At 36.1% G+C, this 24,144-nt stretch carries 32 protein-coding genes; 7 read left to right on the forward strand and 25 right to left on the reverse strand.

Annotated features, from left to right (window positions below; all coding sequences use genetic code 11):
- Positions 1-2,865: 2,865 nt before the first annotated feature.
- From CFPG_RS05715 to CFPG_RS04590, 3 genes are all read right to left on the reverse strand, one after another.
- Positions 2,866-2,997: a hypothetical protein gene (locus tag CFPG_RS05715; RefSeq protein ID WP_265348085.1), complete on the reverse strand. Its 132-nt coding sequence runs from the start codon at positions 2,995-2,997 to the stop codon at positions 2,866-2,868.
- Positions 2,998-3,164: 167 nt separating this feature from the next.
- Positions 3,165-3,794 (reverse strand): hypothetical protein, encoded by a 630-nt coding sequence (locus CFPG_RS04585; RefSeq protein WP_012573004.1) that lies wholly within the window; start codon positions 3,792-3,794, stop codon positions 3,165-3,167.
- 154 nt (positions 3,795-3,948) lie between these two features.
- Entirely contained in the window at positions 3,949-6,282 is a 2,334-nt protein-coding gene (locus tag CFPG_RS04590; protein ID WP_012573005.1) for a hypothetical protein, read from the reverse strand.
- A gap of 49 nt (positions 6,283-6,331) precedes the next feature.
- On the opposite strand from CFPG_RS04590, the gene CFPG_RS04595 reads away from it, so the two are divergent.
- A complete protein-coding gene (locus tag CFPG_RS04595) occupies positions 6,332-6,688 on the forward strand; it encodes a hypothetical protein (protein ID WP_012573006.1) in 357 nt (118 codons plus the stop codon).
- Positions 6,689-6,755: 67 nt separating this feature from the next.
- On the opposite strand, the gene CFPG_RS04600 is transcribed toward CFPG_RS04595, so the two are convergent.
- From CFPG_RS04600 to CFPG_RS05725, 16 genes are all read right to left on the reverse strand, one after another.
- Positions 6,756-6,968 carry a hypothetical protein gene (locus CFPG_RS04600; RefSeq protein WP_041572429.1) on the reverse strand — a complete coding sequence of 71 codons (213 nt, stop codon included), beginning with the start codon at positions 6,966-6,968 and terminating at the stop codon, positions 6,756-6,758.
- Between the two features lie 204 nt (positions 6,969-7,172).
- Entirely contained in the window at positions 7,173-7,484 is a 312-nt protein-coding gene (locus CFPG_RS04605; RefSeq protein ID WP_012573007.1) for a hypothetical protein, read from the reverse strand.
- A gap of 84 nt (positions 7,485-7,568) precedes the next feature.
- Positions 7,569-7,862 (reverse strand): hypothetical protein, encoded by a 294-nt coding sequence (locus tag CFPG_RS04610; protein ID WP_041572578.1) that lies wholly within the window; start codon positions 7,860-7,862, stop codon positions 7,569-7,571.
- Positions 7,863-8,064: 202 nt separating this feature from the next.
- On the reverse strand, positions 8,065-8,460 hold the full coding sequence (locus CFPG_RS04615) for a hypothetical protein (protein ID WP_265348069.1): 396 nt from the start codon (positions 8,458-8,460) through the stop codon (positions 8,065-8,067).
- 207 nt (positions 8,461-8,667) lie between these two features.
- Positions 8,668-8,913, reverse strand: coding sequence for a hypothetical protein (locus tag CFPG_RS04620; protein ID WP_265348070.1), 246 nt, complete (start codon positions 8,911-8,913; stop codon positions 8,668-8,670).
- A 2-nt stretch (positions 8,914-8,915) separates the two neighbouring features.
- A complete protein-coding gene (locus CFPG_RS04625; RefSeq protein WP_041572581.1) occupies positions 8,916-9,128 on the reverse strand; it encodes a hypothetical protein in 213 nt (70 codons plus the stop codon).
- 311 nt (positions 9,129-9,439) lie between these two features.
- Complete coding sequence (locus CFPG_RS05720) at positions 9,440-9,592, reverse strand: hypothetical protein (RefSeq protein ID WP_265348071.1); 153 nt, start codon at positions 9,590-9,592, stop codon at positions 9,440-9,442.
- Between the two features lie 98 nt (positions 9,593-9,690).
- On the reverse strand, positions 9,691-10,017 hold the full coding sequence (locus CFPG_RS04630; protein WP_265348072.1) for a hypothetical protein: 327 nt from the start codon (positions 10,015-10,017) through the stop codon (positions 9,691-9,693).
- 143 nt (positions 10,018-10,160) lie between these two features.
- The gene (locus tag CFPG_RS04635; RefSeq protein ID WP_012573010.1) at positions 10,161-10,604 is read right to left on the reverse strand and encodes a hypothetical protein; all 444 of its coding nucleotides are present in this window, start codon (positions 10,602-10,604) and stop codon (positions 10,161-10,163) included.
- An 18-nt stretch (positions 10,605-10,622) separates the two neighbouring features.
- Positions 10,623-11,048, reverse strand: a complete 426-nt coding sequence (locus tag CFPG_RS04640) for a hypothetical protein (protein WP_012573011.1) — start codon at positions 11,046-11,048, stop codon at positions 10,623-10,625.
- The gene (locus tag CFPG_RS04645; protein WP_265348073.1) at positions 11,045-11,443 is read right to left on the reverse strand and encodes a hypothetical protein; all 399 of its coding nucleotides are present in this window, start codon (positions 11,441-11,443) and stop codon (positions 11,045-11,047) included. Before CFPG_RS04645 ends, CFPG_RS04640 begins: the two co-directional genes overlap by 4 nt.
- Positions 11,444-11,541: 98 nt before the next feature.
- On the reverse strand, positions 11,542-11,823 hold the full coding sequence (locus CFPG_RS04650) for a hypothetical protein (protein WP_265348074.1): 282 nt from the start codon (positions 11,821-11,823) through the stop codon (positions 11,542-11,544).
- An 11-nt stretch (positions 11,824-11,834) separates the two neighbouring features.
- Entirely contained in the window at positions 11,835-12,245 is a 411-nt protein-coding gene (locus tag CFPG_RS04655; protein WP_012573013.1) for a hypothetical protein, read from the reverse strand.
- A gap of 118 nt (positions 12,246-12,363) precedes the next feature.
- Positions 12,364-12,708, reverse strand: a complete 345-nt coding sequence (locus CFPG_RS04660) for a hypothetical protein (protein ID WP_012573014.1) — start codon at positions 12,706-12,708, stop codon at positions 12,364-12,366.
- Positions 12,709-12,714: 6 nt separating this feature from the next.
- The gene (locus tag CFPG_RS04665; protein WP_012573015.1) at positions 12,715-13,176 is read right to left on the reverse strand and encodes a hypothetical protein; all 462 of its coding nucleotides are present in this window, start codon (positions 13,174-13,176) and stop codon (positions 12,715-12,717) included.
- Positions 13,177-13,287: 111 nt separating this feature from the next.
- A complete protein-coding gene (locus CFPG_RS05725) occupies positions 13,288-13,470 on the reverse strand; it encodes a hypothetical protein (protein WP_265348075.1) in 183 nt (60 codons plus the stop codon).
- 433 nt (positions 13,471-13,903) lie between these two features.
- Here CFPG_RS05725 and CFPG_RS04670 point away from each other — a divergent pair, with 433 nt between their 5' ends.
- From CFPG_RS04670 to CFPG_RS04695, 5 genes are all read left to right on the forward strand, one after another.
- Complete coding sequence (locus CFPG_RS04670) at positions 13,904-14,239, forward strand: hypothetical protein (RefSeq protein WP_012573016.1); 336 nt, start codon at positions 13,904-13,906, stop codon at positions 14,237-14,239.
- Positions 14,240-14,437: 198 nt separating this feature from the next.
- Positions 14,438-14,815, forward strand: coding sequence for a hypothetical protein (locus CFPG_RS04675; protein ID WP_041572583.1), 378 nt, complete (start codon positions 14,438-14,440; stop codon positions 14,813-14,815).
- Between the two features lie 28 nt (positions 14,816-14,843).
- Positions 14,844-15,989, forward strand: a complete 1,146-nt coding sequence (locus CFPG_RS04680; RefSeq protein WP_265348076.1) for a hypothetical protein — start codon at positions 14,844-14,846, stop codon at positions 15,987-15,989.
- Positions 15,990-16,046: 57 nt separating this feature from the next.
- A complete protein-coding gene (locus tag CFPG_RS04685) occupies positions 16,047-16,250 on the forward strand; it encodes a hypothetical protein (RefSeq protein WP_041572584.1) in 204 nt (67 codons plus the stop codon).
- Positions 16,251-17,432: 1,182 nt separating this feature from the next.
- A complete protein-coding gene (locus tag CFPG_RS04695) occupies positions 17,433-18,056 on the forward strand; it encodes a recombinase family protein (protein WP_012573019.1) in 624 nt (207 codons plus the stop codon).
- 64 nt (positions 18,057-18,120) lie between these two features.
- On the opposite strand, the gene CFPG_RS04700 is transcribed toward CFPG_RS04695, so the two are convergent.
- The 6 genes from CFPG_RS04700 to CFPG_RS04730 form a co-directional block, all read right to left on the reverse strand.
- Positions 18,121-18,462, reverse strand: coding sequence for a hypothetical protein (locus tag CFPG_RS04700; RefSeq protein WP_265348077.1), 342 nt, complete (start codon positions 18,460-18,462; stop codon positions 18,121-18,123).
- Positions 18,463-18,771: 309 nt separating this feature from the next.
- Positions 18,772-19,326, reverse strand: a complete 555-nt coding sequence (locus tag CFPG_RS04705; protein WP_012573021.1) for a hypothetical protein — start codon at positions 19,324-19,326, stop codon at positions 18,772-18,774.
- Between the two features lie 106 nt (positions 19,327-19,432).
- Positions 19,433-19,627 carry a hypothetical protein gene (locus CFPG_RS04710; RefSeq protein WP_265348078.1) on the reverse strand — a complete coding sequence of 65 codons (195 nt, stop codon included), beginning with the start codon at positions 19,625-19,627 and terminating at the stop codon, positions 19,433-19,435.
- Positions 19,628-19,792: 165 nt separating this feature from the next.
- Positions 19,793-20,002, reverse strand: a complete 210-nt coding sequence (locus CFPG_RS04715; RefSeq protein WP_041572587.1) for a hypothetical protein — start codon at positions 20,000-20,002, stop codon at positions 19,793-19,795.
- Between the two features lie 99 nt (positions 20,003-20,101).
- The gene (locus CFPG_RS04720) at positions 20,102-20,524 is read right to left on the reverse strand and encodes an HU family DNA-binding protein (protein WP_012573022.1); all 423 of its coding nucleotides are present in this window, start codon (positions 20,522-20,524) and stop codon (positions 20,102-20,104) included.
- Between the two features lie 1,476 nt (positions 20,525-22,000).
- Entirely contained in the window at positions 22,001-22,279 is a 279-nt protein-coding gene (locus tag CFPG_RS04730) for a hypothetical protein (RefSeq protein WP_041572589.1), read from the reverse strand.
- A 308-nt stretch (positions 22,280-22,587) separates the two neighbouring features.
- Between CFPG_RS04730 and CFPG_RS04735 the strand changes: the two genes are divergently transcribed.
- A complete protein-coding gene (locus tag CFPG_RS04735) occupies positions 22,588-23,637 on the forward strand; it encodes a replication initiation protein (RefSeq protein WP_041572590.1) in 1,050 nt (349 codons plus the stop codon).
- The last annotated feature ends 507 nt before the right edge of the window (positions 23,638-24,144 follow it).

The raw sequence follows: 24,144 nt of genomic DNA on the forward strand, positions 1-24,144 counted from the left end.
GATCAAATGTTGACCTATATTCAGTATAGCTTCCGGTGTCCTGAGGATAAGTAGGCATGTAAAATGTCATCTATGCTGTCCTGCCTAATCCTAATTTTTTATACCTTTTGCGGCTTGGGAGTGCAGTCGCAAGCCGATAATTACGAGGCAAGACAAACGGACGCCGCAATGTTAAATCTACTGAACGCAAGATTAGTATGGCCGTCAGGTGCTAAGTATTGATTGCACAGCACAATCTCTTACTGCATGCAAAATGTTTTTGCTTCGGCTGATATCATAGTAAGGCAGAACAAGATTGACTTATGACTGGTGCGTCATCCTTTTGAAACTTGGGAGTGAGTGTAGGTCGAATTAATGAGACCTACACGAGCGAACGTTTCAACATTGATACTCCATGTATCAATGCTAGGTTAAGCCAGAGAAACCAGACGTAACTATCATCTGGGGAAGCGAACTCACAAGTCTAACAAGTTAATTTCCGGTTGTTATAACCTACTGACTCCATGCAACACTAAAAGCTTATGGTTATATGCTATACATCGTTTAAGCCACCAAATTTCCTCTCTGTTGCATTTTTCTCTGCCAGACGTTGTAATTGCAACGCCAAAAGATAATTCAACCTACCCATCTTAAAATTCGCCAGAAAGAGATGCTTTCTGGCGAATTCTACATGCATGCTCCCTATTCCATCAGAAAACACTACGATGCATGTCTTTTCATGCTATTGTAGACACAAACATGGAGTGTGAAGTTTAACACACCGGAAGCACATGTGTTTTAAAGATGTAAGGATGATGATCATGGAGTACGATGGATTAAGTGAATTCCACATGGATTTAGGGAATTTTTACTATGACTGTTGTTTTGCATGAAGATATGTGGTATATTTGTAGACCCACAAAACAACGAAGGGATCAAACATTTGTTTGGTCCTTTTGTTATTTTAGTTAATGAGTAAAACTTAAAACCGCAAGAGTGATGAAGAGTAAAGATTTGCCCCTATTCTCACTCAACCTCCAGCATATTGTTAGTAAGCAAGGAAAAAGCCTTCAGGTTTGAAGGCAGGCAAAACTTTGTCTAACATAGGCTTTTCTCTGCAGTTTGTCCGGATATTCTCGTGTCCTCGTATTCTCCCGTGTTCCTTTTGAAGCTTGGGAGGGAGTGAAGTGAAGCGAAGCGACCGAACGCTTCAACACAATAAACAACGTTTTTCACACCCGCAACTTTTACAAGGCGCCTTGCCCAAGCGGAAATCAAAGGAAACCCTTTTAGTGTAGCTATGTGCGGGCGGTTTCCCCTTTGCTGATGCTGTGGGGGTGTTTTCCCGGTCTCATTTCACGCAAACGTTACTTTTTGTGTGAAGTAAGGGTAAGGCATTCGCTGTTTCTCACACTGTTCTCATGTTTTCTCGCGCTGTTCTCATGTAAGACGCTGGCTGTTCTTTCATAAACATAACAAATGGAGCCAAACAAATGGAGATCCCTCTGTTGTGGGTTTGATCCGCAGATACACCATATGTTCACTGTTTCTGTGTGGAGTAAACAAAAGGACCAAAAAGATTGGGATCCCCTTGCTTTTGTTATTGGCTGTTACAAAATGCTACATTACTATAGCATACACCGGAAGCGGTATTGCACGGAGCAGGATGGAGCAGAGAGGCTGTGAAGGGGATTTCCCTAATAGGGGTGTGCTGTACTGTAGATGTCTTTTAAAAAAAGCATAAAACACCCCCCCCCTCGATACAAAATGTTTGTAACTTAATTCTAAGAGTATCCGTATCTCTGTTTGTCTCCGATGTATACTCAGGCTCGAGGGAGATGCTCGAACTAGCGTTCGGTGTTGTGTGAGTCACACACGCACTCCCTCTCGCCTGACTGTTTTGAAAACAAGCTTAAGTTACAAAGAATTTCTGAGAAAGTCAAGGATTTGGGCAAAGAATTTTCCTAGAAAATCACTTAACCTACTTGTTTTCAATGTAAATCTTTACCTTTGTATGAGTAGTGTTAAGAGGTATAACACCGGAGGCAGGGTTGAGACTATGAAGTGTCTTAGATAGACCTTTGAGGTCAAAGGGGGTTTTAGAGTTAAGGATAATAGAATTACCGGGAGTGAGGGTAGGCTTTTTTATGCGAAAAAGCTAGACACGTGTACTTATGTACAACACACCGGACAAGGGTACTAGTCATGCGTTATGTTATGACATACTACCTATCTGCCTACCTGTTGATGAAAAGGGAGAATTCCTTGTTTTCCTCTCTTTGAAGTTTGGGAAGAAGTTATTCTGAGGAACCATATGAACTTCAGTGAACGATTCAGAAGAACAACGATGAAAGGCTTCGATATGCTCCATAGAAAATGGTTTTGCATCTCTTCTGCAACTTAACTATGCTTCGAGAAGAGTTGCCACCATCCTCTGTACTCCAACCCGCTTCCGGTATGATGTGGGGTTTGTTTAGATACGAACAAGTATAGTTGGAAATGTTAAGAATTGGCACGTTCGTCCGTTCTTCGTCGTGGATGGCTTCGCCAAACCACTCCTCATCACGTCCTCCCAAGTGCCAAAAGGAAGAAAAAATTCTTAATGAGAGATACTTCATTCTCTTATCAGTGAGATATATATAGATGAATACGTATCACTCCTGCTAAGCACCTCTTAAAAATGGCACTACAAGCTGTAAAACCACGAATTAGGACGATTCATTTTTTCTAAAAACTAATATCTAGGGGCGCTCTTTACTTGAACAAATCAGTAAGCATGGGTGTGTTGCGCATAAACAACTAGGGAAAGATGGTTATACGGATTTTTGTCTGTTTTTGGTTAAACTGGGTTAGCCTTGGCATTGTTGGTTTAGATGATGAACATTTTTAGAGAGTCCCTTCAGGTCGAAGTGGTTTTTTAGAGTTGTTAATGCTCATAAATTGTGCATCACGGTCATTCTCTATAGCTTCCGGTGTGTTCTGAGTTAGTTCTGATGCCCTTTTTGCTATTGCATACATGCACCTTTTATGCAGAGAATAAGCTCAGACAATATTATGAGATACATGTGTTACAGGAACTGTTGCTTAGTTTTATGTGTGATAAAACCAGCATATAGAGCTGTTTTATCCTTTATTTACGAAGATTGTTCTTCACTTATTCCTACAGTTTCCTAGGTTCGAGCAAATTACTTGCCTCCTTCCGGAGATTTTTCTTCACTTGCCATTGGTTCTTCTTCAGAAGGCACTAGTTCTTGACTGTCTTCACTTGTAAGGTAATATGGAAGATTCTTCGCTTTACTAATAAAAGTGTCTGCTTTGTTATTGTATATAACCCATTTATTAGTATCACACAAATCATTATATTCGTTAATCTTGTCGTAAAGACGATCCATATAGATCAAGTTTTTGAGTTTTGGATTTTCCTCTAATTTGCATTCAACAGCCAATTTTCTATCGTTAAGGTTCTGTGCTGTTTTCCCTGATTTATAGAATTCTTTGAATTCGTGGTCTAGATCATTTATCTTGTCCCAAATATTATTTATCTCGTCATTTCGATAGGTAATTTCGCCATTGTCAATCTTACGCAGTACTTCATCTATATCATCTATCAATGAATTCCTTTCTGGAATAAATTCGTTTTCATTGTCGATTAATCTTTGTTCTTCCGTTTCTAAGCTAACTACTTCATCCTGTAGTTTTTTTGCAATACTATAAAGACTTGGATGGCTATTTTTAGAAGGAGCAGTACTTCTGGGGGCTTTTGGAAAAGCAGAGAAAGTAAACAGCGATAAGAGTAACAGGATTTTGTATTTCATAGAAGCTTTTATTTATTTCAAACGAAGATATAACAAATACTGAAAGTTAAGTTCAAGCAAAATAATAGATGCTCTATTTTATGCCAGTCTAAAACCATAATGCAAATATGTAAATCATAGATGGGCATTCATTCCGGATGCTTGTACTACAAGATTATGGATGATTTGAAAGGTTAGCTGTTATACTATTGAAGGTCTCTACTTTTTTGTTGTAGATATCCCACTTTGGAATATCTTCTTCATCCCTAAAAGTATTCCATTTGTCAATCACTTTGTTGAAGTCAGTCCAATCAACTAAATTTTCCACTAAATTTTCCACCATTTTTGAAGTTTTTCTTACTGCGTCTTCCCTGTTATTAAGATCATCCTTTCTGCTAGAAATGTCATCATTTTTCTCATTCAGACTATTTATCCTATTGTAAATGTTCTTTATTTCTTTATTATATTTTTTAATCTCACGCCTATCAATTTTCTCCATTGCTCTATTTATGTCATTTATCAAAGGATCTATTTCTGGAAGTAGATCCTTTTTATCAGATAATAGGATTTGCCATCCATATGTGATATATACCACTTCATCCTGAAGTTTGCGTACTGATGAGAATGTTTTTACTTTATTCTCCAAAGAATCTAATTTTTCTTCGAAGATTTTCCACTTTGGATCATCTTCTTCAGACATAAGAGCGTGCCATTCATCAAGTACTTTGTTATAGTCAGTCCAATCAACTCCAACCACTCCTAGTGTTTCTCTTATTTCTTTTCTTATGCGATTAAATTCTTTAACACTATTGCTAATGTCATCCGTTTTGTTGTAAAGACTATTGACCCTACTATTGATATCTTCTATTTCATTATTGCAATCTGTGATCTCTTTTCTGTCAATTTTCCCAAAAATTCCGTCTATATCTCTTATCAAAAGATCCATTTCTGAAAGAAGTTTCTTCTCGTCAGAGAGTAAAGTTTTTCCTCTACTTGCCATATCCGATACTTCATTTTGGAGTTTACGTACAGCTGGGAAGTCCTTTGTTTTGCTTTTCAATATATCTATCTTATTCCAGAGTGTCTTCAATTTTTTCGAATCATACTCTTTGTTAACAAAAACAGTGAGAAAAATATCTTCATTATAAACCTTTTTACATTCTTCCCAGTTAATAAGCCACACCAGTGGATCTATCTCTGGTGTTTCCTCTTCTGAGAACATCGTAATGATTTCATCATCTCCTTCTTCTGATTGGGCATTATTTTTAGTTCGTTTTAAAAGAGGATCTCTTCTTATTTCGAAGAGTATATTGTTAATTTTAGTTTTCCTGTTAGCAATATCAATGCTATCAATTTTGTCGTGAAAACTACATAGCCTACTATTAATATCTTTTATTTCGTTATTACAGTCAGTTATCTCATGCTTATCAATCTTCACAATAGCTTCATCTATGTCGTTTATCAATGCATCTGTCTCAGGCATTAACTTCTTCATATCAGATAGTACGGTTTTCCATTCCTCTGTGATTTTATCCACTTCATCTTGATATCTGCGAATACATGGGAATAATTTCACTTTGCTTACAAAGATTTTTGCTTTATCCCTGTAATTATTCCAATTCGTACCCCATTCTTCATCAAAAGCATTCCATTCTTCAATCATTTTATTATGATCAGTACAGTCGATAAAGGATAGCACCTTTTTAGGATCTTCACTTATTTCTTCTTCTCTTCCTACAAGAGAATTACGCATTTCCTGAATTTTTTTACGTTTTCCGATAAAAGTATTTGTTCTGCTACCTACATCTCTTATTTCATCATTACAGTCTGTTATCTGTCGATTGTTAATTTTCTGGATGACTTTGTCCATATCGTTTGTCAGACCATTCATCTCTTCCATGAGTTCATTAGCTTCTTGCAGTAAAGTTCCCCATTCCTTTGTAACGCCATCTGCTTCTTTTTGAATTTTACGCACAGATGGAAGGGTCTTCACTTTGCTCATGAAGGCATCTCTCTTATTGAAGTAGATATCTGATTTTTTATTTAATTCTCTATCGAAAGTGTTAAATTCATTAACTGCTTTGTAAAGGTCATTCGTATAAACTAGATCTTGCAGTCCTGAGTTTTCATGTAGTTGGCAATCAATAACGGCTTTCCTTTTATTTAAATCATCAATTTTATCTTCAGAATCAAGACCTTTGTCGCGGACAGTCTTTATTCTTTTGTATATATTTCTTATTTCGTTGTTGAAATCTTTAATCTGTTGATTTTTAAATTTTAGAAGAACTTTGTCTATATCATTTGTCAGAGTGTTCATTTTCAATAGCAATTTTTTACGATCGGAAAGTGTATTTTTTAATTCATATGTGATATCTCTTACTTCCTCTCTAGTCTTGTAAACGGTAGTAGCGAAATCTTCATTTGACTGAGCGAGGGCACTATTGTTTGCTTTGGGGAAGAATAACCCAAAAGTTAGAACAGAGAAGAGTAACAGAATTCTGTATTTCATATGATGTTTTTATTTTTGCAAACGGATATATAATAAATTTAAGATTTTCATGGAACTAAATACCTCAAGTTTGCGTGGATTCCTAATAGGTATTTTCAAGCTCACAGCACTAGCTATCCTGTGGATGTCTTTGTTTCGCATGTTCTATTCGATGGTGTATGGCATTGCTGGTTTGATAGACAGCAGCTATCATTGTGGAATATATGAATGTTGGGATAGAGAATCATGTTTCAGCTTCTCCTGTGGAGTCCTTTCAGCTCTCCGTCATAATACCGGAGCAATAGTTGTTTCTACATTACTGGCTTCATTGAAGCTTTATGGATGGATTTACTGCTGGGATAAGCGGTGCGTCATTTGTCAGTGGTTGAAAGGTAAGTTCAAGCAAAATGATACTACTGAACAGTAGGAGTTATGGGATATTTATCTGATACTTTTGTTTCTTATAAGCATAGATAGCAATCCCACTTCCGGTCTTATTCCTCCTCAGTATACTTGTCTTTTTTTAGATAGCTACATTTCTCTTTGATTTCTTTCAGTGCTTCTGTTGTAAAATCGTGAAAGTTCCTTGTTTTTTCTTTCTTCTCACGGAAGCAACTAGCAAAAGCAATACGTACAAGTAGGATTGTACATAGGATTGCACAGAAACAGCCAGCGAAGGTTACGGCAAAAATTTCTAATTGATTCATAATTTTAATAATTATTTATTATTCTTATTCTTAGTTATAATTAGTCCTATTCACATTTGCTGTAGCCGCATTCCATGCAATGAATGCAGCCTTCTTGATAAATGACTCGATCACTTCCACATTCTGGACAGACATCTTTTTCCATATTCATTCTGATAGATATGATCTAAGTTGAGTAGTTGTATAATTTGGGAAGCGTGAGCCTTACTTTTTCCTATATATCTTCTCATTCATCAGTCTGAATTGTTCTGATCTGAGTTTGTTCATCGGATCAGCTTTGACAGCATTCCTTTTGGTTACAATGGCTTTGTGTAGGGCTTTCTCGTTTCCCTTTATAGCACTTTTGTATTTTGTGTAGAAATGAGCTTTCGCATAGTAATGCGTACCCATAAAGGAAGCAGGACTGTTACCAGAAGGGTTAGATGTACGCTCCGCAATAGTAAGAGATAAAAAGTTCCTCAAACCTACTAGTTTCCCTTCTAATAGTTTCTGCTTTATCTCTTCAATACATTGCAAGAAAACTTTCTTGACTACTTTTTTTTTGTCTCTTCGGTACTTTTCGATACGCTAGAAACTATATCGCCGGTGCTTATCCTTGTGTTACTTTGCTGCTTTTGCATAATGAATTGTTACGATGCTACAGATTACAGTTAGTATACCCAGTCCCCATAGGTTCCAATTTAGTTTTATGGCATCTTTGGCAGATTCAATATCACAGTGTATACTGTTCAGTTCTTTATAGATCAAAGCTAGAGTAGCTTGAGAATCTTGCGAATTATCTTTTACAAGACTTTTTTCTGTAGCGTTCATCTGATCAGGGGAGGATGAACTAACGGATGGAAAAGTTGCTTCCATGCCCATAATGAGCGATAGCAACAGAAAGATTTTCTTCATTTGTACTTAAGATTTAATTATAGTGGAATAGCTATTTGTCTAAATATAACAGGAAAGACAGAAAAGAGTTTGCTGACTTTCCTGCGAACGAAACGAAAAGATAAAATATTATCTCATTAAAATGTCTGCATGGAGATGATAAAATACTTGCACCGCATTGAGAATAGAACAATGCAATATTCAGATCATCTTGATAAGTCTTTTAATCGATTATTATTTTCGGTACATTGCTCTGCAGGTATTGAACCCATGCTTTCTTCTGTGTCCCTCCTCTGCTTACTGGAGTATATCCCTTGGCTTGCAATCCAGAGACAATATTGTCTATAATTTCAACAGCGTTAATGGGTGTCTGAACTATCCCTCCTATATCCTTGCAGATAATTCTTACACTACGCTCATAGTGGTTATAGGCATCAAAACAGGTTTTATTAGGATTATTATCACTGTAATAATAATCATCTGTTTTTCCAGATGGAGAAATTAGATAGATATGAATACTATTATAATACACGGACGAATTTTTCTGAATATCTGTTGCTTTTACTCCACAGCATGCTATGCTGAAGAGAAATAGTAGTGTGATTCTTAGTTTTTTCATGTTCATAGTTATATTATATTATGATGTGTCCTATTATAATATCTGGCGTATCATCTCCTCTGCTGGATTTTCACACTTTACGTCGTGGAACCAGTTCTCTTTTATTACCAAAGCTATTTATTTAAATATTTACAAAGTTATATGTTATCTATGTCTTAGAGGATGATAAATCACTCTTCCATTCGCTTCGTGTACAGAAGGACTATTCTATCTATCAATCCACACACAGTCCTTTTCTGTTATGCCCGGATAGTCATCTGTTCCTTTGGTAAAATAACACGAATCGGGTACAGGTTCTATTTTATACCTAGTTCCATTTGGGAGATCTTCCCAGGGGACTTGTATGTAGTTATCTTCATAAGCAGCATGTTGTGCTTTCACAATGAAGGGATTAACAAATGGTATTCCCCAGAAATTCATAACTGTCATCAAGATAAGCATTAATTTTTTCATATTCATCTACCTGAATAATGTGAGTAATGAGAACTATGGGAATAGTGAGAGGAATGTGAAGGACTCCAATTGTCTTGTGCATCACCTCCCATCCTTAGGATAATATTATTTGTAGTTTCTTTCTTCATTGCTTTAGCCTTATTCCCTTTGAACAGGAACCCACTAATAGCGAAAGCTGCACAAACCACATAATACAGAATTCTTTTAGGTTTCATATAGGTTTCATAGAAGTTGGACGATTAAGAAATGTCAAAGACCAAAAATAAGTTTTCCCATTCAAAGATCGTCATAAATCGTACTTTTCAGCCTTCGCAGTGGGCTTTTCCCACTAGATTCATTCTGACGCATTTGAGGCCTAAATTAGCGTGTTTTGTGTTTTTGTGAAACAATTATATCAAATACCCCAGATAATCGTTTTTAGGGGCATAGAATAAGTCAATTTTCTCACCATCCTGAATCCAGGACTCTACCTTTGTTACATTCTTTACAGTGTTTGCCTTCTCTATCTGAACATTTGAGGCACGCGTCAAAATCCCATCTTTCTTCTCTCATAATAGTTTTTTCTAAGTCGTCCTTCACATATTTTGGCAAAGTATTCCATACGATGCTCAAATTCTTCTTCGCTGATAATAGTATCCTTTTCTGACACTGGACCTTGATAGGCGTCAAGTGTGCTCATGTTCTATAGTATAGGGTAGACAAGTAAAGAATTATGCCAATTAGCCTGTATATTGTAATTTCCATACAAAATCAGAATCTTTTATGCCATCAAGATCTTTAACTCCTTTTTTTATCCCAGTTGGCACTATCATTGTCGTCTATGTTGGAATCCATTCTATATGAATCGTACGTTATTAAATCCGCATACGGAACATAAACCAACACAAAATCAGTCCTCGACTGATGACTTCCTGTATATGGGTTCATATCGTTATGTCGTTTTTCGTCCCATGGTTTAATATCCGGCTTGGGGCGTAAATCAAAATTCCATCCCAATGCTCCTACACTTGTAGGCCATACTATTCCACGTGCATTACATGGGGTATCACAAAACATTCCCCACCAAAGTATTGAGAGGAATATGAGTGTTGTTAGTTTTTTCATATCATTGTTCATCGTGCATGAAGTTAATCATGCAGGTTGCTACTTTAAAGTTAGCACAACTACGGCATCTCTCGTTATTGATATGACGCCCTTGTTGTACGCCTTCTGTTATTCTCTGTACTAAATTCTCGCTATTGTCCATCCTAGTCTATAGTTACTGATTCTATATACTTCTGTGCTATTGTCCATCTGAAATATGCTGCGTGTCGTTCGCCTTTTTGCTCCAAGTCCCATATAATCAGCGAAGCAAATGGGCACCCGCATGAGCTAAAGAATGCACAAAGCTTATTGTACATAGCTTTACCCTTAACCTCCCCCTCTTTCTCTGTTTCGTTTAGATACGTTAATTCTATTACCACATCACTTCCGTCAAGGTGAGCAAGAAATGTTGCATCGTAACAGTCTTCCTTATCATAAAACTTATCACTAAGATCATGGTCGCCTTTCTCCATCGTTATCCATATCTCATTATTCCAATACGTAGACACATCTACAACAGTAGACAGTGGATGACGCATACGGATTACTGTTCCAGTAGCTCCAAGCGAAGCTATCAAGAATAGAAATATGGCACATGTCTTTTTCATACTTCGCTGTTATCCATCCTATTGGCTTTCTATTTTTACATCCTTAACATCTTTTGTATCAAAATAGACAGCTTGCTCCCAATTCCCATTAAAAAAAGGATCTAAATAATATATCTGCCATACCTCAGCTCTATATCCTCTTGAGCGAAAGGCTTGTCGTATATCTAACACAGCTTTATACTCTGCTTCAGCTTTATCTTCCCATTCACTACATGAACCAATCATCTCTTCTCCTTCAGCTAAGCTAGGCAAATGACCAAGACCCTTCATCCATTGTTCGTGTGGAGTTGTTGCAAAATGGAATACATGTACTTTATCTCCTGCGTTAACAATAAAATCGTATGTAAAAATGTCATTATTCTTGAACTGTATAGTTATATGCGTATTTCCATACGATAAGGCTGCGGACGCGATAAATAGTAGTGTTAGCAGTATTTTTTTCATCGTCTGTGCATGGTTATTATTAAGCGTCTTCCGTCTCGTGTTATATTAATATATTCTCCATCACCGTTCTCTAACCTAGTTATATTAGCAGGGTCAAGCCATAGATCATTCCACCCTCTAGAACTCTCTTCATGGCAATCCCACTCAATTATGGATTGAGGAGATTTAGTATTTATTTTGTCTACGAGTTCCTGATAAACATCTTTTGCTCTGTGAAACCCATAATTGGACCCATTCCAGTCATGGATACATAACGCGTGTTTAACATTCCCTCGTGGTTCTCCATTGTGTTTAGTAATGTCAAACGTCACATAGTGTGAATGCTCTGTTTCCTGACGTATTTTTGTTCCATTTAAGAACGTTATCTCAACCCATGAGTTTGACCCGTAGGCCAAGTGAAACCCGAAGCCTAAGAAAACAAAGACTAGTATGAGGACATTGAGTATTCTACGCATAAGTTACCTTGTTATTTTTAGGAGTGTTAGTAGTTTCTTCATTTTTGTTCGTTTGTTTGTGTTTGTAGTTGTGGTTTCTTCTTAAAGTGATGCACTAAGTCTGTCAGTATCCACTTGGCACTTAGATAAGTGCCATAGACAGCAACATATTTACTGCACCAGTAATATGTTTCCCTTAGAGCTTTAGGCATCCCGTCATTATTCTCGTAATAACGATTATATCCGGGCTCTTTCTTCTCATTAGGAGAAGGCGGTTGTGGATTTGCAAAACCATGCAAAAACACACCGGCAAGTAATATGCTGAGTATGTATCTTTTCATGATAATTAATATTAATGTGTAATTGCACTATCTCTACTCCATATGGCCACAATAGTTTCATTTGAAGGTGTTGTAGCAAATTCTTCACCTTTTACTTGCCACATACCATTGTATTGATATGCCTCTCCGTAATAAACGTTAACGTATGCTATACTTACAAGTTTACGTGCTTCGGTATTTGTCTTAGGTTTTTGAGGTGCTGCTGAATGCAGCATCGCCTGCAATTCTTCTATTGTATACTCTTTTTCTGCTTTACATACTGAGTTACATACAACTGCTGATCTATTCGGGATATAGAAAAACTCTTCCCTTTTTCTTCTTTCTGATCCAAAACGTTCGTTCCTATCTATTATTCCTGCATTACATATAACATGGAAGAATGATGCAAATAATAATACTGTTAATAGTCTTAAGCTCTTCATAATAATCGTTTTTTAAATTATCAAAAAAGTCCAACTGTGAACAGGCATTCCACAGCCTTTTCCCCATATTCTTGGTTTACTCAATCCATTATTCTCTGTACTAATGTTTCTTCGTTAGTCATGCCATATTATGATCCAAATGCTGGTCAAAATGTGTGATGTAAACGGTCCAGCTGTCTTGCACTCCATGTGCATCACCATCTCCCTTTCGATATATTCGACCAAGTTCAGGGGCGAGAAGATAATTATCTCCCTTCTTTAATTCTCCATAATTAATAGCTGTATACTCATTTCCGTAGTCATCTTTTATCCAAACAGGGGATCCAGCGAGGTTATCAAGATGCTCCATGATATGGCATCGTAAATGAATGTCTTCCTTGTGTGGTAGATATCCATTGTATAATACAACACCCGCAAAGATTACACTACAGGAGAGCATGATTGTTAGTATTATTTTCTTCATTGTCGTCTAGTCTATCTTTACCGATTCTATATACTCCTGTGCTATTGTCCATCTGAAGTATCCATCATCCGAGCCCTGAATACCATATAGGACTATAGAAGAAAAAGGAACATTGTGCTGGGTAAAAAAAGAACAAATCCTATTATACACAGCTTTGCCTTCGACATCTCCGTCACTTTCTTTTTCGCAATCCCATGCAAGTTCTATTATAACGTCAGAACCATTAGTGGAGGCCCAAAATGTTGCATACCTATAGTCTGCTTTTTCATAGTATTCCTCACTGCGGTTATCGGGTCCTTTCGGTAATGTGATCCATATCTCGTTATTCCAAAACTTAGACCTTTCTATCGTTGTGGATAGTGCAGGAGGTGCAGGATGGATCATATAAATCTTCGTCCCGTTGGCTAAGTGAAACCCGAAGCCTAAGAAAACAAAGGTTAGTAGTACTGTATTGAGTAGTTTTTTCATAATATGTAAAACTTAAATAGTAAGACTACTGCTATTCACATATACATAACAGAAAACAAGACCTACCAAAATTTTAGTATGCCAAGTATTTTTCTCATTCGTTTAATGGGCTTACTTATTTTGATGAAATATAGGAACCGTTATTATTCCCTTGCTATCTGCGTACTTAAGTAAGAGGTATCCGCACTCAACAGTAAAAGCTGTGGATGCTATATCCTTGATTGTCTGCCACACTCCAGCTTGGACAAAAAGGATACTACAAGACAGGATGGTTGTTAAGACCAATTTCTTCATAGATCTGTAGATTTTAATATTAGTTGCACTTGCAAGGATCGTCCTTACAAGGGGCTTCTTTAGGGCATTTTTCTTTCTCCATGATGAACAAATTTATTTTTTCTTATCTATTAAATCTTCTGTATGTTAAATTTATCTGATGCAGATCGCTGTTTGTTTTCCAAATATAATCTATTGAATCAAAGAAACGGTAAGGTATAAACTACACCGAACCGTCTCAACTGTCGTAATAAAAAAACTTAGGAAAGAGTACAAAAAATATTTTATGATTCATTCGTTCTTATTTGTTTTTTCTGGATTTTCTTCTCTCGCTTCTTCTTGTTCTTTTTGATGTAAGAATTGATGTTTCTCAACATATTAAATGCTAACTTCGCTGGACATATAAAGTTGTAAAACAACTTTAATGGAAATATGAAACAATAAAAGAAAAAATATGAATGCATATGTATCGGCTAAAGCCAAGAAACTACTAATAACCCTGTTATTTTTCACTATTTGTTTCGGAGTAAAGGCAATTGCAATGGGCATAATCTCTCATTGTGATAGCGGATTGAGCAAATGCAAAGATTATGGCGAATACAGTGGTAAAAATGGTAAAAAGATTTACCAAACGAAATATGGTGATTTAGAACAAGGTTACGATTATCGGTTAGAATGTAAACATGAAGCAACAGTCTATTGGAAAGGATATTATGAGGCAGATGGTATGACACCTGACACTTATGTATATACAACGAAAACACGCCATTCAGATACATCCACCAGATGATTGAATATTATTATAATTTGAATGTTTTTAGTATAAAGTCTATATTCACTGAGCTTTTTCCATATTAGCAATAAGTAATTTTTTTTTTTTGAGAGAGGTACGGAAGCAGTTCTGTCCCTCTCTTTTTTTTTGTTATTCATGTTATTAATGCTATTATAGTCAATGTTTTACACTATCTTTGTTAAAGCATTATTCATCATGAACAAAAGAAAGATAAATAGGAAGAAAGATTCAATTGATTTTAAATTATTGGTAGATATTGTCAAAAGAATGGTTGCTGTTCAAGGCAAGATCTTCGATAAACAGGATATGGAAGATCTAAAGAAGATATATTGTCAAAAGCAGGGAATTCTTTTCCTTCCTGAAGAAAATGAATGGAATAATGCCATATGCTGGCTCATAGAGAAAGAGTTAATCAAACGTGGTCGTCATGACTTGAAAAGAAAGTCCTTCAAACAGATGTACAAGCCTGAAGTTATTCCTTTTCTAATCAGAGGAGATTTGCGTATTCCATTGGATAGAGAGAAGAAGTGGCTTGGAAAGTTCCAGAAAGAGCTTCGTCATGGTCAGCATTGAATTCATTAACCTACTAAATATAATAGTAATGGAAACAAATACTACAGAACAAGATATAGCTACAGATCAAGAAGAGTCGAAAGGACTGTTCCATTTTCCCAAGAATGAACATTACTCTGACTATCAGAGTGCTACTCATCTTCTCTCTGGTGAACTATTTAGTCGATGGAGAGAGGATGAGATGCTCTTCTGGCAATGCTTCAAAGGGGAATCAAAGATAGGAAAGACACCGGACAAGGTCAGTCAGATGGTTCGTGATTACCTAGTCTTAGACCATGAAGCATTCTGCAAACGCTACTGGTATCTCTCTGGCAAACTCAGAGAGAAATCTGAAGAATACATATCAGCAGCCATAGAGATAGCTGCCATCAATGATGATCCCATGAAAGAGTTTGATCTGGAGACAGCTTGCAGTGTTCTTCTCAAACATTATGGGATGTATGATTCTATGATTGCCAATGTAGCCCAGAAACGATGGTTGGGGAAAAACGTCAGAAGCCTGATCAAGGATATCCGTGCCTTTGGAAGTCGCATCCCCATATCTGATGCTAATCGTGAGATACTCAATGATCTTTTGGATTCAGGCAAGAACAACGCCCTCTATAGTACTCTGATGGACTATGAAGATGATCCCTTCTCCAAAAAAGAGATCTATGCAGAACAGGAGATTTACTGGGATATAAAAGTTCCAGCCACCTCTGGACTAACCAAAGGTGGTACACTACCTGCAAAATGCAAGATAGATCGCATTGTTGTTCTGGATGACTGTGTATACATTCTTGAAGTAAAGCCTATTCGCATACCTGTAAGTCAATGGATGAGACAGATCTATCGTACATGTGATCATTACGCCCTTGCTTTCTACCGCAGGGCCTTGAAGGAGAACTTTCCAGAAGAATTGGAAGGGAAAGAGATCCGTGCCTACTTCGTTCTTGTTCATATCCCATCAAGGAATATCTACATGGTAGCTGTAGGAGATGATTCTCTTACTTCTGCTGATGGTCAGATAGACCAGATCATGGGAGAGATACTAGACAGTAAGCAGAACCGCAAGACAGATCATACACGTAGGTATTATTTCTCTTTTTGTGCAAATGGGTCAACATGTAGGAATGCCGGAGACTATGGTTTCTGTCTTGAAGAAGTCTATAACACAGAAAAATCGTTCGTATAAGAACACAAACCATGATAAGAAATTGTAGTTTTTTTTTAGCTCAAAAATAAAAAGATTATGACTTACAGAAACATTTATAAAGAGCAAGTTGATTATGTTCATTCAATGGGAGCAATGAATAAATACGGAGTAAAAGAATTTTTAGATAAGATTGAGTACTTGGATAATCGTTTGCAAACAGAAATAGATAGATTACATTCACTCATTGAAAAAAAAGATGTAGAGAATAGGTCTCACAGCGTGTTTGATATAAACTTTTGATATACACTATATTAATATAGTGTATTCCTGAGAGAGTGAAAGCCTCAGGGTAACCCTCCTAAATAAACACCCCCTACCTTCATAAGTATTTCATACTATCCCCCCTATGCCTTGTTTCACAGCATTAAGAAGTACGTGTGAAAAATGAGCGGACGAAAACACCCCACAGCATCAGCAAAGGGGAAAGTACCCGCACAAAGCTACGCTAAAAGGGTTTCCTTTGATTTCCGATAGGATAAACGGACTTAGGTTCACTGACATTAGAAACAGGAAAAACTATTTTTTGGACAACTCTGAAAACAAGGCATTTTGTCGATTGATATATATCAACATTATTGACCACTCTTGATTGCCTAGCTGTTTTATTGCCCAGCACATATAGCATGTAGCATGCTGTTGGCAATGTTGTTGTGTCAGGTCTGGGAGACTGTTAGCCTACTCAAAAGACATAAGTTAGACATTCGTTAGCAAGGGCAGGTTTAGGCTTGCCTTTATCTTTTTGCAACTAATGAATGTATAACTTAAAACACTATGAGTATGGAAGAGCTAGTAAAGAAGATCAATGCACAATGCACTGCTATAGCAAACGAGATGGATAGCGTGTTTAAATCATTCTCTAATGATATCAATGGCTTGACAAACACCTTAAGACATATGGAACAGTCCATGATGCAAGACATACAATAAATGATTAGCTTGCATACAGAATTGTATGCAACATAACTTATTCTTCGTAAGAAGGGCTATCGTCGTATAGCTCTTTTTTTTATGACATTACTCATGGAATATTTCAGGGTAAGACCGGAAGCAGGTATGCATATTTACAAGTAATGGGTATGAGTAGAAGTGATGCTCTGGAAGGATTAAAATGAAAAAGGGCAAAATTGCTTCTGCCCATTCTCAACTTAAAGAAAAAAACATTGGAATAAAACGTTGCTCTCAAAGATAGATTTTTTTCCGAGATTATCTTAGTGTTAAGGCTTTTTTTCTCTTTTTTTTTACCCTTCTTGACAAGAATCCAAGCTTTTTTGTCAAATAGCTTATTGTCATATTGTCAGTATCCTATAAAACACTGTTCTACGATCTCATTCCTTATTTTTTTACATAGACTATAACAAGTATAGCAATTTATGTGTTTCGTAATTATAAATATCAAGTCTAACTATAAAAACCCTCGAATGTATGAATGTTGTGTATCTAAGAGTAAGTACTTGCCATCAAGACGTAAATAATCAGATGATGGGGATAGAAAAGTACATGGAAGAACATCAAATGACGATTGACCGTGTAATCGAAGAAACTGTTTCAGGCAAAGTAAGAGCAAAAGATAGAAAGCTTGCCTCTGTTATGGACGAACTTAAAAAGGGTGATACCCTAATTGTAAGTGAAGTATCCCGTATTGGACGCAACATGATGGATGTAATTAGTAACATCAATATGCTCTGCAATGAGAAAGGATGCAATTTTATTGCAGTCAAACAGAACTATTATTTCAAGACAAATGATCTCAACAGTAAGGTCATGCTATTTGCACATACGATAGCAGCCGAGATTGAGAGAGATTTAAACTGTGCTAGGACCAGAGAATCTTATTTGAGGGTTAAGGCAGAAAGCAATGGAGATTTTGTTTGGGGGAGACCAAAAGATTCAGGGAAAAAACTGGTAATTAATCCTTATCTATCTATTGACGAGATAGCCAGACAGAACAACGTTCATCGGCGGACTGTTACTCGTTATGTGAGAAGGTACTGCAAGGATCTGTGTTACACGCAAGGTAGTCCATACTTAACACTGGCTCAATGTTAGTTAAAGAGCAAAGAAAAACCGGCAGGAAAAATCCTGTCGGTTCTATTTTTACTCGAAAGAACGTTTATCTTCCTATAATAGGAATCACAAAGATTTCAACAGTAGTTTCATCACTAATCCCTTCTTTGTCAGTTACGCCTTTCTTATAGATAGCGTACATATCATCTCCAAGATCTACTATATAGACTCCTTTGTCTGCTACAGATCTATAACTTACTTGTTTTTTACTAAAAGGTTTTCCAAGAAATGGACATTCACGATAATGATCCCTTTCTTGTTCTTGTTTCACTTCTTCTGTCTGTGCAGGAATAAGTTCAGGTTTTATTTCTTTTTTAGCTGCCTTAGCTCCTACTCCAAAACAGATAGCGGAGAAAAAGATCAAGGTTAATAGTTTTTTTGCTTTCATATTCATAACAATTGTTTTTAGTTTAACTCTTTAGTTTGGTCTCATTCTTTGTCTAGAGACCGGACAATATAAATTTACCTGATTTAGAAATCAAATAAAAATAGATACATTTGCTGTATCTATTCCACTAAAAAACAAAAGGCTGATCCCATTGTTCTCCCCGTTCGCAATTTCGGGGAGTTTTTTTTTGTGATAAACCGTATAAAAACACAAGAGCGACAAGGCAATTACGCCCTACCGCTCCCCATGTATAATAATCAACCGAAAATCTTTTCTTGTTAATTATATCTTGGATATGAACTCAATTGTTTATTCAAATTCACGTATCGTTTTTTCATAATCTTTAGACCGGAGGCTATACCCTATTACATCTTTTAAACTGTGAGTACAAAGAGTGATGTAGTCATAATGGTGGTATTGCTTTACTTCCCCACCAATTACTTTAGCAATCCTTTCCATTTCTTTTAAGCATCCTTCTTGTGTTGGAGCATAATCACTCCATCCTATATGACAGCACCTATTTCCATGATGATAGTAGTCACCAGTATCCTCAAATCTATCAGGAAGACTTATACCATTATTTTTTCCGTAGACCTCATATAAATTAATATGAAAAGTTCCGAAATGGCAAGTGGTGTCTTCTAGCCACTGCCCATCAGGATATGGATAATCACCAAGCCAACCTTCCAATCCATAATTAAGCTGGTATTTGCAATCAATGTCAAATTCCTTCTTTGTTCCATCCTTAAAATACACTGTGCAATGTTCTTTAGAATCCGAAACCCATCTTTTTTTACATGAAGAGACAGACACTGTTACAAACAACAGCACCAGACTATAGAAAAGAAATAATAGTTTTTTCATACTGAGCAGTTGTTAATCGTCATTTTATTTATCGTCATAATGTCCAAATGAGGACTGCCAGCCTTAATATACTCTCTGTGTTCTTTTTTCGCACTTCGAGATAACTCTACAACAAATGCCATCTATCTACATATTCCTTGTCCTTCCATTCCTCCTCTAGCTTCCTCATTTCTTCCTTGTAAGATTCGTCATAGGGTATGAGTTTGCCTTCTCGTTCGTCCTGATCAGCTTCTTCAATCATCCTATCAAGATCTTCCATAGTGTACTCGAGTTTGATATCATCGTCTGAATCAACGTCCATACTTCCGTCAACCTTCTTTGTGTTTTCTTTTACTGTTTCCATAACTTATAAGTATTATTACGCTGATTATTACTACAATATACGCTATAATTTTGTCCATTAATCTTTAGGAGCCAAATACTCACTTATTGTAAGAACGCTCCAGCTATCTTCGCACATTTCTTCTCATTTCTTTTCTGCCTCTATCTCACGTCTTATTCTTTCTCTAAATTCTTCATTATAGATGACACATTTTCCTTCTTCATCATCAAGTCTAGCTTCTTCAATCCATCTCCCAAGCTCTTCCATTGAATATACAAGATTTGAATCATCGTTTGAATTGTTATCTAAATCAACGTGAGCTACCTTCTTTGTATCTTCTTTTATCGTTTCCATAGCTTATTGAAGATTACAATCCAATTATCTATTTTTTTTACTTCCTACATTTTGTCCGTTAATCTTTGGGAGTCAAATATTCCATTATTGTAAGAACGCTCAAGCTCTCTTCGCACGCTTCTTCTTATTCTTCTTGATGGAAGGATTTACTTTACTCAACTGTTCAATTCTTCTCTTAGTAAGTGGATCATTTTGAATAGCTTCCTTACGTGCTAAAATAGCATCGTGTAGGGCCTGTCTATTCTCTCTGATCGTTCTCTTATACTGGCTATATAAATGTGCCGTTACACGTGGATGGGTACCAATCAGTGCAGGAGAAATCACCCCAGATGGTTTCACTGTATATTCATCGAGAGTAAGAGACAGGAAATCCTTAAGACTTACCCTCTTCCCAGACAATAGTGTTTCTTTCATCTCTTCTATGCATTGCTGAAAGACATCTTTCACCACTCTTCGAGAGTAACCAGAAGCTCGTGATGCACTCCTGATGATATCTCCAGCATTCATCTTGACTTTATCCATCTTCTTTTTAGATTAAATTAATTAAGGTTAAAATTTTGAATATACAACTATAACTAACTGCTGTCAGTTGATGCCTTGTTCCATTTTTGTACGATAATTCTTTTTGGTAGACGCTTAAACCATGTTCTCAGCATAGAGAAAGGATTCAAGAACTTTAGTATTTTATCCCCTCTCGCCGTATAATTACGGCATTCATCTATACATGGACAATCGGAACGTTCTAAGTTGCACGATGGGTCCCAGTGTCCATAGCAGGCTTTCATTTCATTGTCTATATTCATCGATAGTATAAATTATATATTAGCCAATTCTTTTTCTGACTCTTTACGTTGTCCTTCCGTGTCTATGATGTTCATATTGGTTTAGGTCAAGTCCTTTAACTTGTTTTTTACCATTTAATGATTAACCAGATCACCAGAATAACGAATACAACAATAATAATCCATTCCAAAAGCATAGCGATTGAGTAGTTAATTTAGGATACAAACAGCTTCTTCTCATATTTTCTTAGCATACGGTCAAACACATGACACTCTGAAGAACGAGAACAAAATGAACAACAACGGCTATCAAAGGCTTCTAGCTTGCAATTCTTTTTCTCTTCCATCATACTCTATACCTTTTTATTTTTTTACAGTTATTTGTCGTTATGATGTACACAGAGAGCTAAAATGGGAACTATCTTTTCCCTTTCCTAAGTCTAATCGGATCAAAGGTGTCCTCTGCATAACTGTATTTATACCTGCATCCTTTTGAGTAGTCTTCATTAAGAAAGAGTTTAAGTTGCCAGGACTTAAAACGAACCTGTTGTTTCGTGTTAGGCGTGATGACTAAGGAATCCCTAAGCTTGTCAAAGTTACATTGACTGATCAACTCATCACGGGATAAGCCTCTATCTTCTTCTATTTCAATAAAATAATCGTTCATCAGCAAAAACGATATGGGGTGACATTCTATTCATTAGGATTTGTCCAAAGATCTGAAATTATTTCGCTTTTTGAAATAGACTTTGATACTTGAGGAAGGGAATGGTTGGTTTAAAAGGATAGATCTAATAACAAAGAAGCGGAAAAGCTATCATAACTTCCCCGCCACCATTGTCTTCAATGAATAAACAAGGAACGAATATAGAAATCTTTAAAACAAAACAAGAAAAGCCAGCAAAACTATGCTGACTTCTCTTGACAATAGCTAAAAAAAATAAATTTGGAAATAATTGCTAGTCCGAAGGTAATAAAAATTATCGTACTTTATTTATCATCATAATGTCCCCATAGATTAGTTACCCTTACTTTGCCTGGTTTTTCTATAAGGTTTAGGCTTTCCAATTCCATATCTTCGAGGGTTAATAGCTAAATCATTTAGCATACGTTTGATTCTATCTAAACAAGATGGATTACTATCTTTTTCATGCCTTGCTAACTCCTCTATAGCATCTGAGGCAATCTCACAATATAAGCTTTCTTACCATTCACATTACTTTTCTCTTTCTCTTGCCTCCATCCTCTCTATCATCTGGTCTATCTCTTCCATCAAGGATTTGTCATCGTAGGGTATGCATTTCCCTTCTCGAGATGCTTGACTGGCTTCTTCTATCGACTGATGAAGCTCTTCCATAGAATACAAGTACGGATCTTCTTTTTCTGTTTCAGTATTTCCTTTCATATCTAAATCAATCGGTAAAAGATTGGGGTCAATATTCAATTGATAATCCTTATCCGTTTTTTTTTCAGTTCTCTCTCTTACTATTTCCATGATCTTGTTACTTCTTAAGTTTATATAGCATGCACTGTTAAAGATAGGTATAATATTCATTACTCTTTTTACAGAAGAAGTGGATTAAAGTAAAACTTTAAGTTACACGGGTAACTTATAAGGTTTAGATACGAATGTTAACAATAGGTGTATTTACTTACAGCCTTTCTATCTATGTAATGATACGTTTTAGTCTGTTTTTATTATCAATAGCTACATTTTGGAATTCTACCAATGAATACATTCTCTTGTATTTGTTATTTTTGATAGATATTTATATTAATCAGACCCATTTGATATTACAAATTATGAGTACATGGAGAGAATGGTTATTATCCTTCATTATGAGAAGAAAACCGATAGAAGCTAAGGTTGTGGAAAAGGTTGATACCAATACTATCGATGACCTTTCTATGTCCCAAGAGAAGGTACATCTTCCTAGCAAATTTATTCAGTCCTATCTACTGTCAGTATCGAAGCACCCTTTCTCTGAAGATGAGAAACATGTTCTATATAGATTGGTCGAATGCTTCCAACTGGATAAGGAAGAACAAAACAAGGATTTTATTCTTAGAAAGAACACTAATGGATACGTAGAGATTATCCTCTCTTTAAAAGAAGGAGAGAATTTTATACAGACAAAAAAGGCTATATATAACTTACAGAAGCGAATGATACAGCATGAAGACGGAGAGCGATTGATACGTTTCCCATTTATTTATTACATGGGAATAGATAAGAATACGAACGATATACACCTTCTCTTACGTCGAGAGATATACGAAGTATTGTTACATCTTCCACATGTGAATCAAAAGAAGGAACTAGAAGCGGTAATATCTTTCAGAAGCATCTATGCACGTCATTTTTATGAACTTATCAAAGGGAAGAATAAACCGATAACTTACAATATAGAGAAGATAAGAACTGTACTAGAACTTGGCAACAAATACATGAAAATGAATAATTTCCTTGCACGAGTTGTAGAGCAGGCAAAGAAAGAGTTGGATCAGAATGCTCCGTATAGTTTTGTCTATGAGTTGGATTATGAGAATAAACATAACCCCCAAGGAGGAAAGAAAAAGGTGATAGGAATCACTATTACCCCAGTGTATCAACCGGAACAATTATCCAATATTCCTTCAGGACAAAAAATAAGCCAACAATACAGGGATGATGTGGAACGGGATAGTATTCGTATTGTTTTGGATAGCGTATATAAGTTTTCTGGAAAAGAATTAGAGAAACTAACAAATTCTGTATTGATGAACGGCGGGCATTCTTACCTGACCCAATTGCTTCAATCATGCAAGGGAAATATAGAAAAGGCGATAGAGAAACTGAAACAGTTGTCATGAGAAATAGAGTTCCTGTATTTCGCATTTTAAGGTATCCTCCTTGCATTTTCTCTGTTTGGTAGCATTTTTATATGTCTTCGCAATAATGCGTCGTCTATGGTGCCTTATTTTGCGTTAAATAAGATCTTGTTCTCGTATGGCATTCCTACAACAGGAATAGGACATCTATCAATCTTTTCTTTTTAGGGGAGTCGCCGAAAGTAGGGTAATTTTTCTTTTTAGTTGTTTAGGTTCTATGAGTTCTGATTTTCGGTTTTTGATTATTTAAAAATTTGCTACAATTTACTTATGATTGTTTTAACTTATTATTGATATAACTTATCACTTGCAAAAAAAACAGATGTTAGCAACTGGTATTCAGTAGGTTATATCGTTAAAGTTGAATAAAAAAATCACGGATCGGGTACATTTTTCGTATAAAAAATCACGGATCGGGTACATTTTTCGTATAAAAAATCACGGATCGGGTACATTTTTTTTAATATTTGTGCATTCAAATTTATTTAA

The organism is Candidatus Azobacteroides pseudotrichonymphae genomovar. CFP2 (assembly GCF_000010645.1).
Classification (GTDB): domain Bacteria; phylum Bacteroidota; class Bacteroidia; order Bacteroidales; family Azobacteroidaceae; genus Azobacteroides; species Azobacteroides pseudotrichonymphae.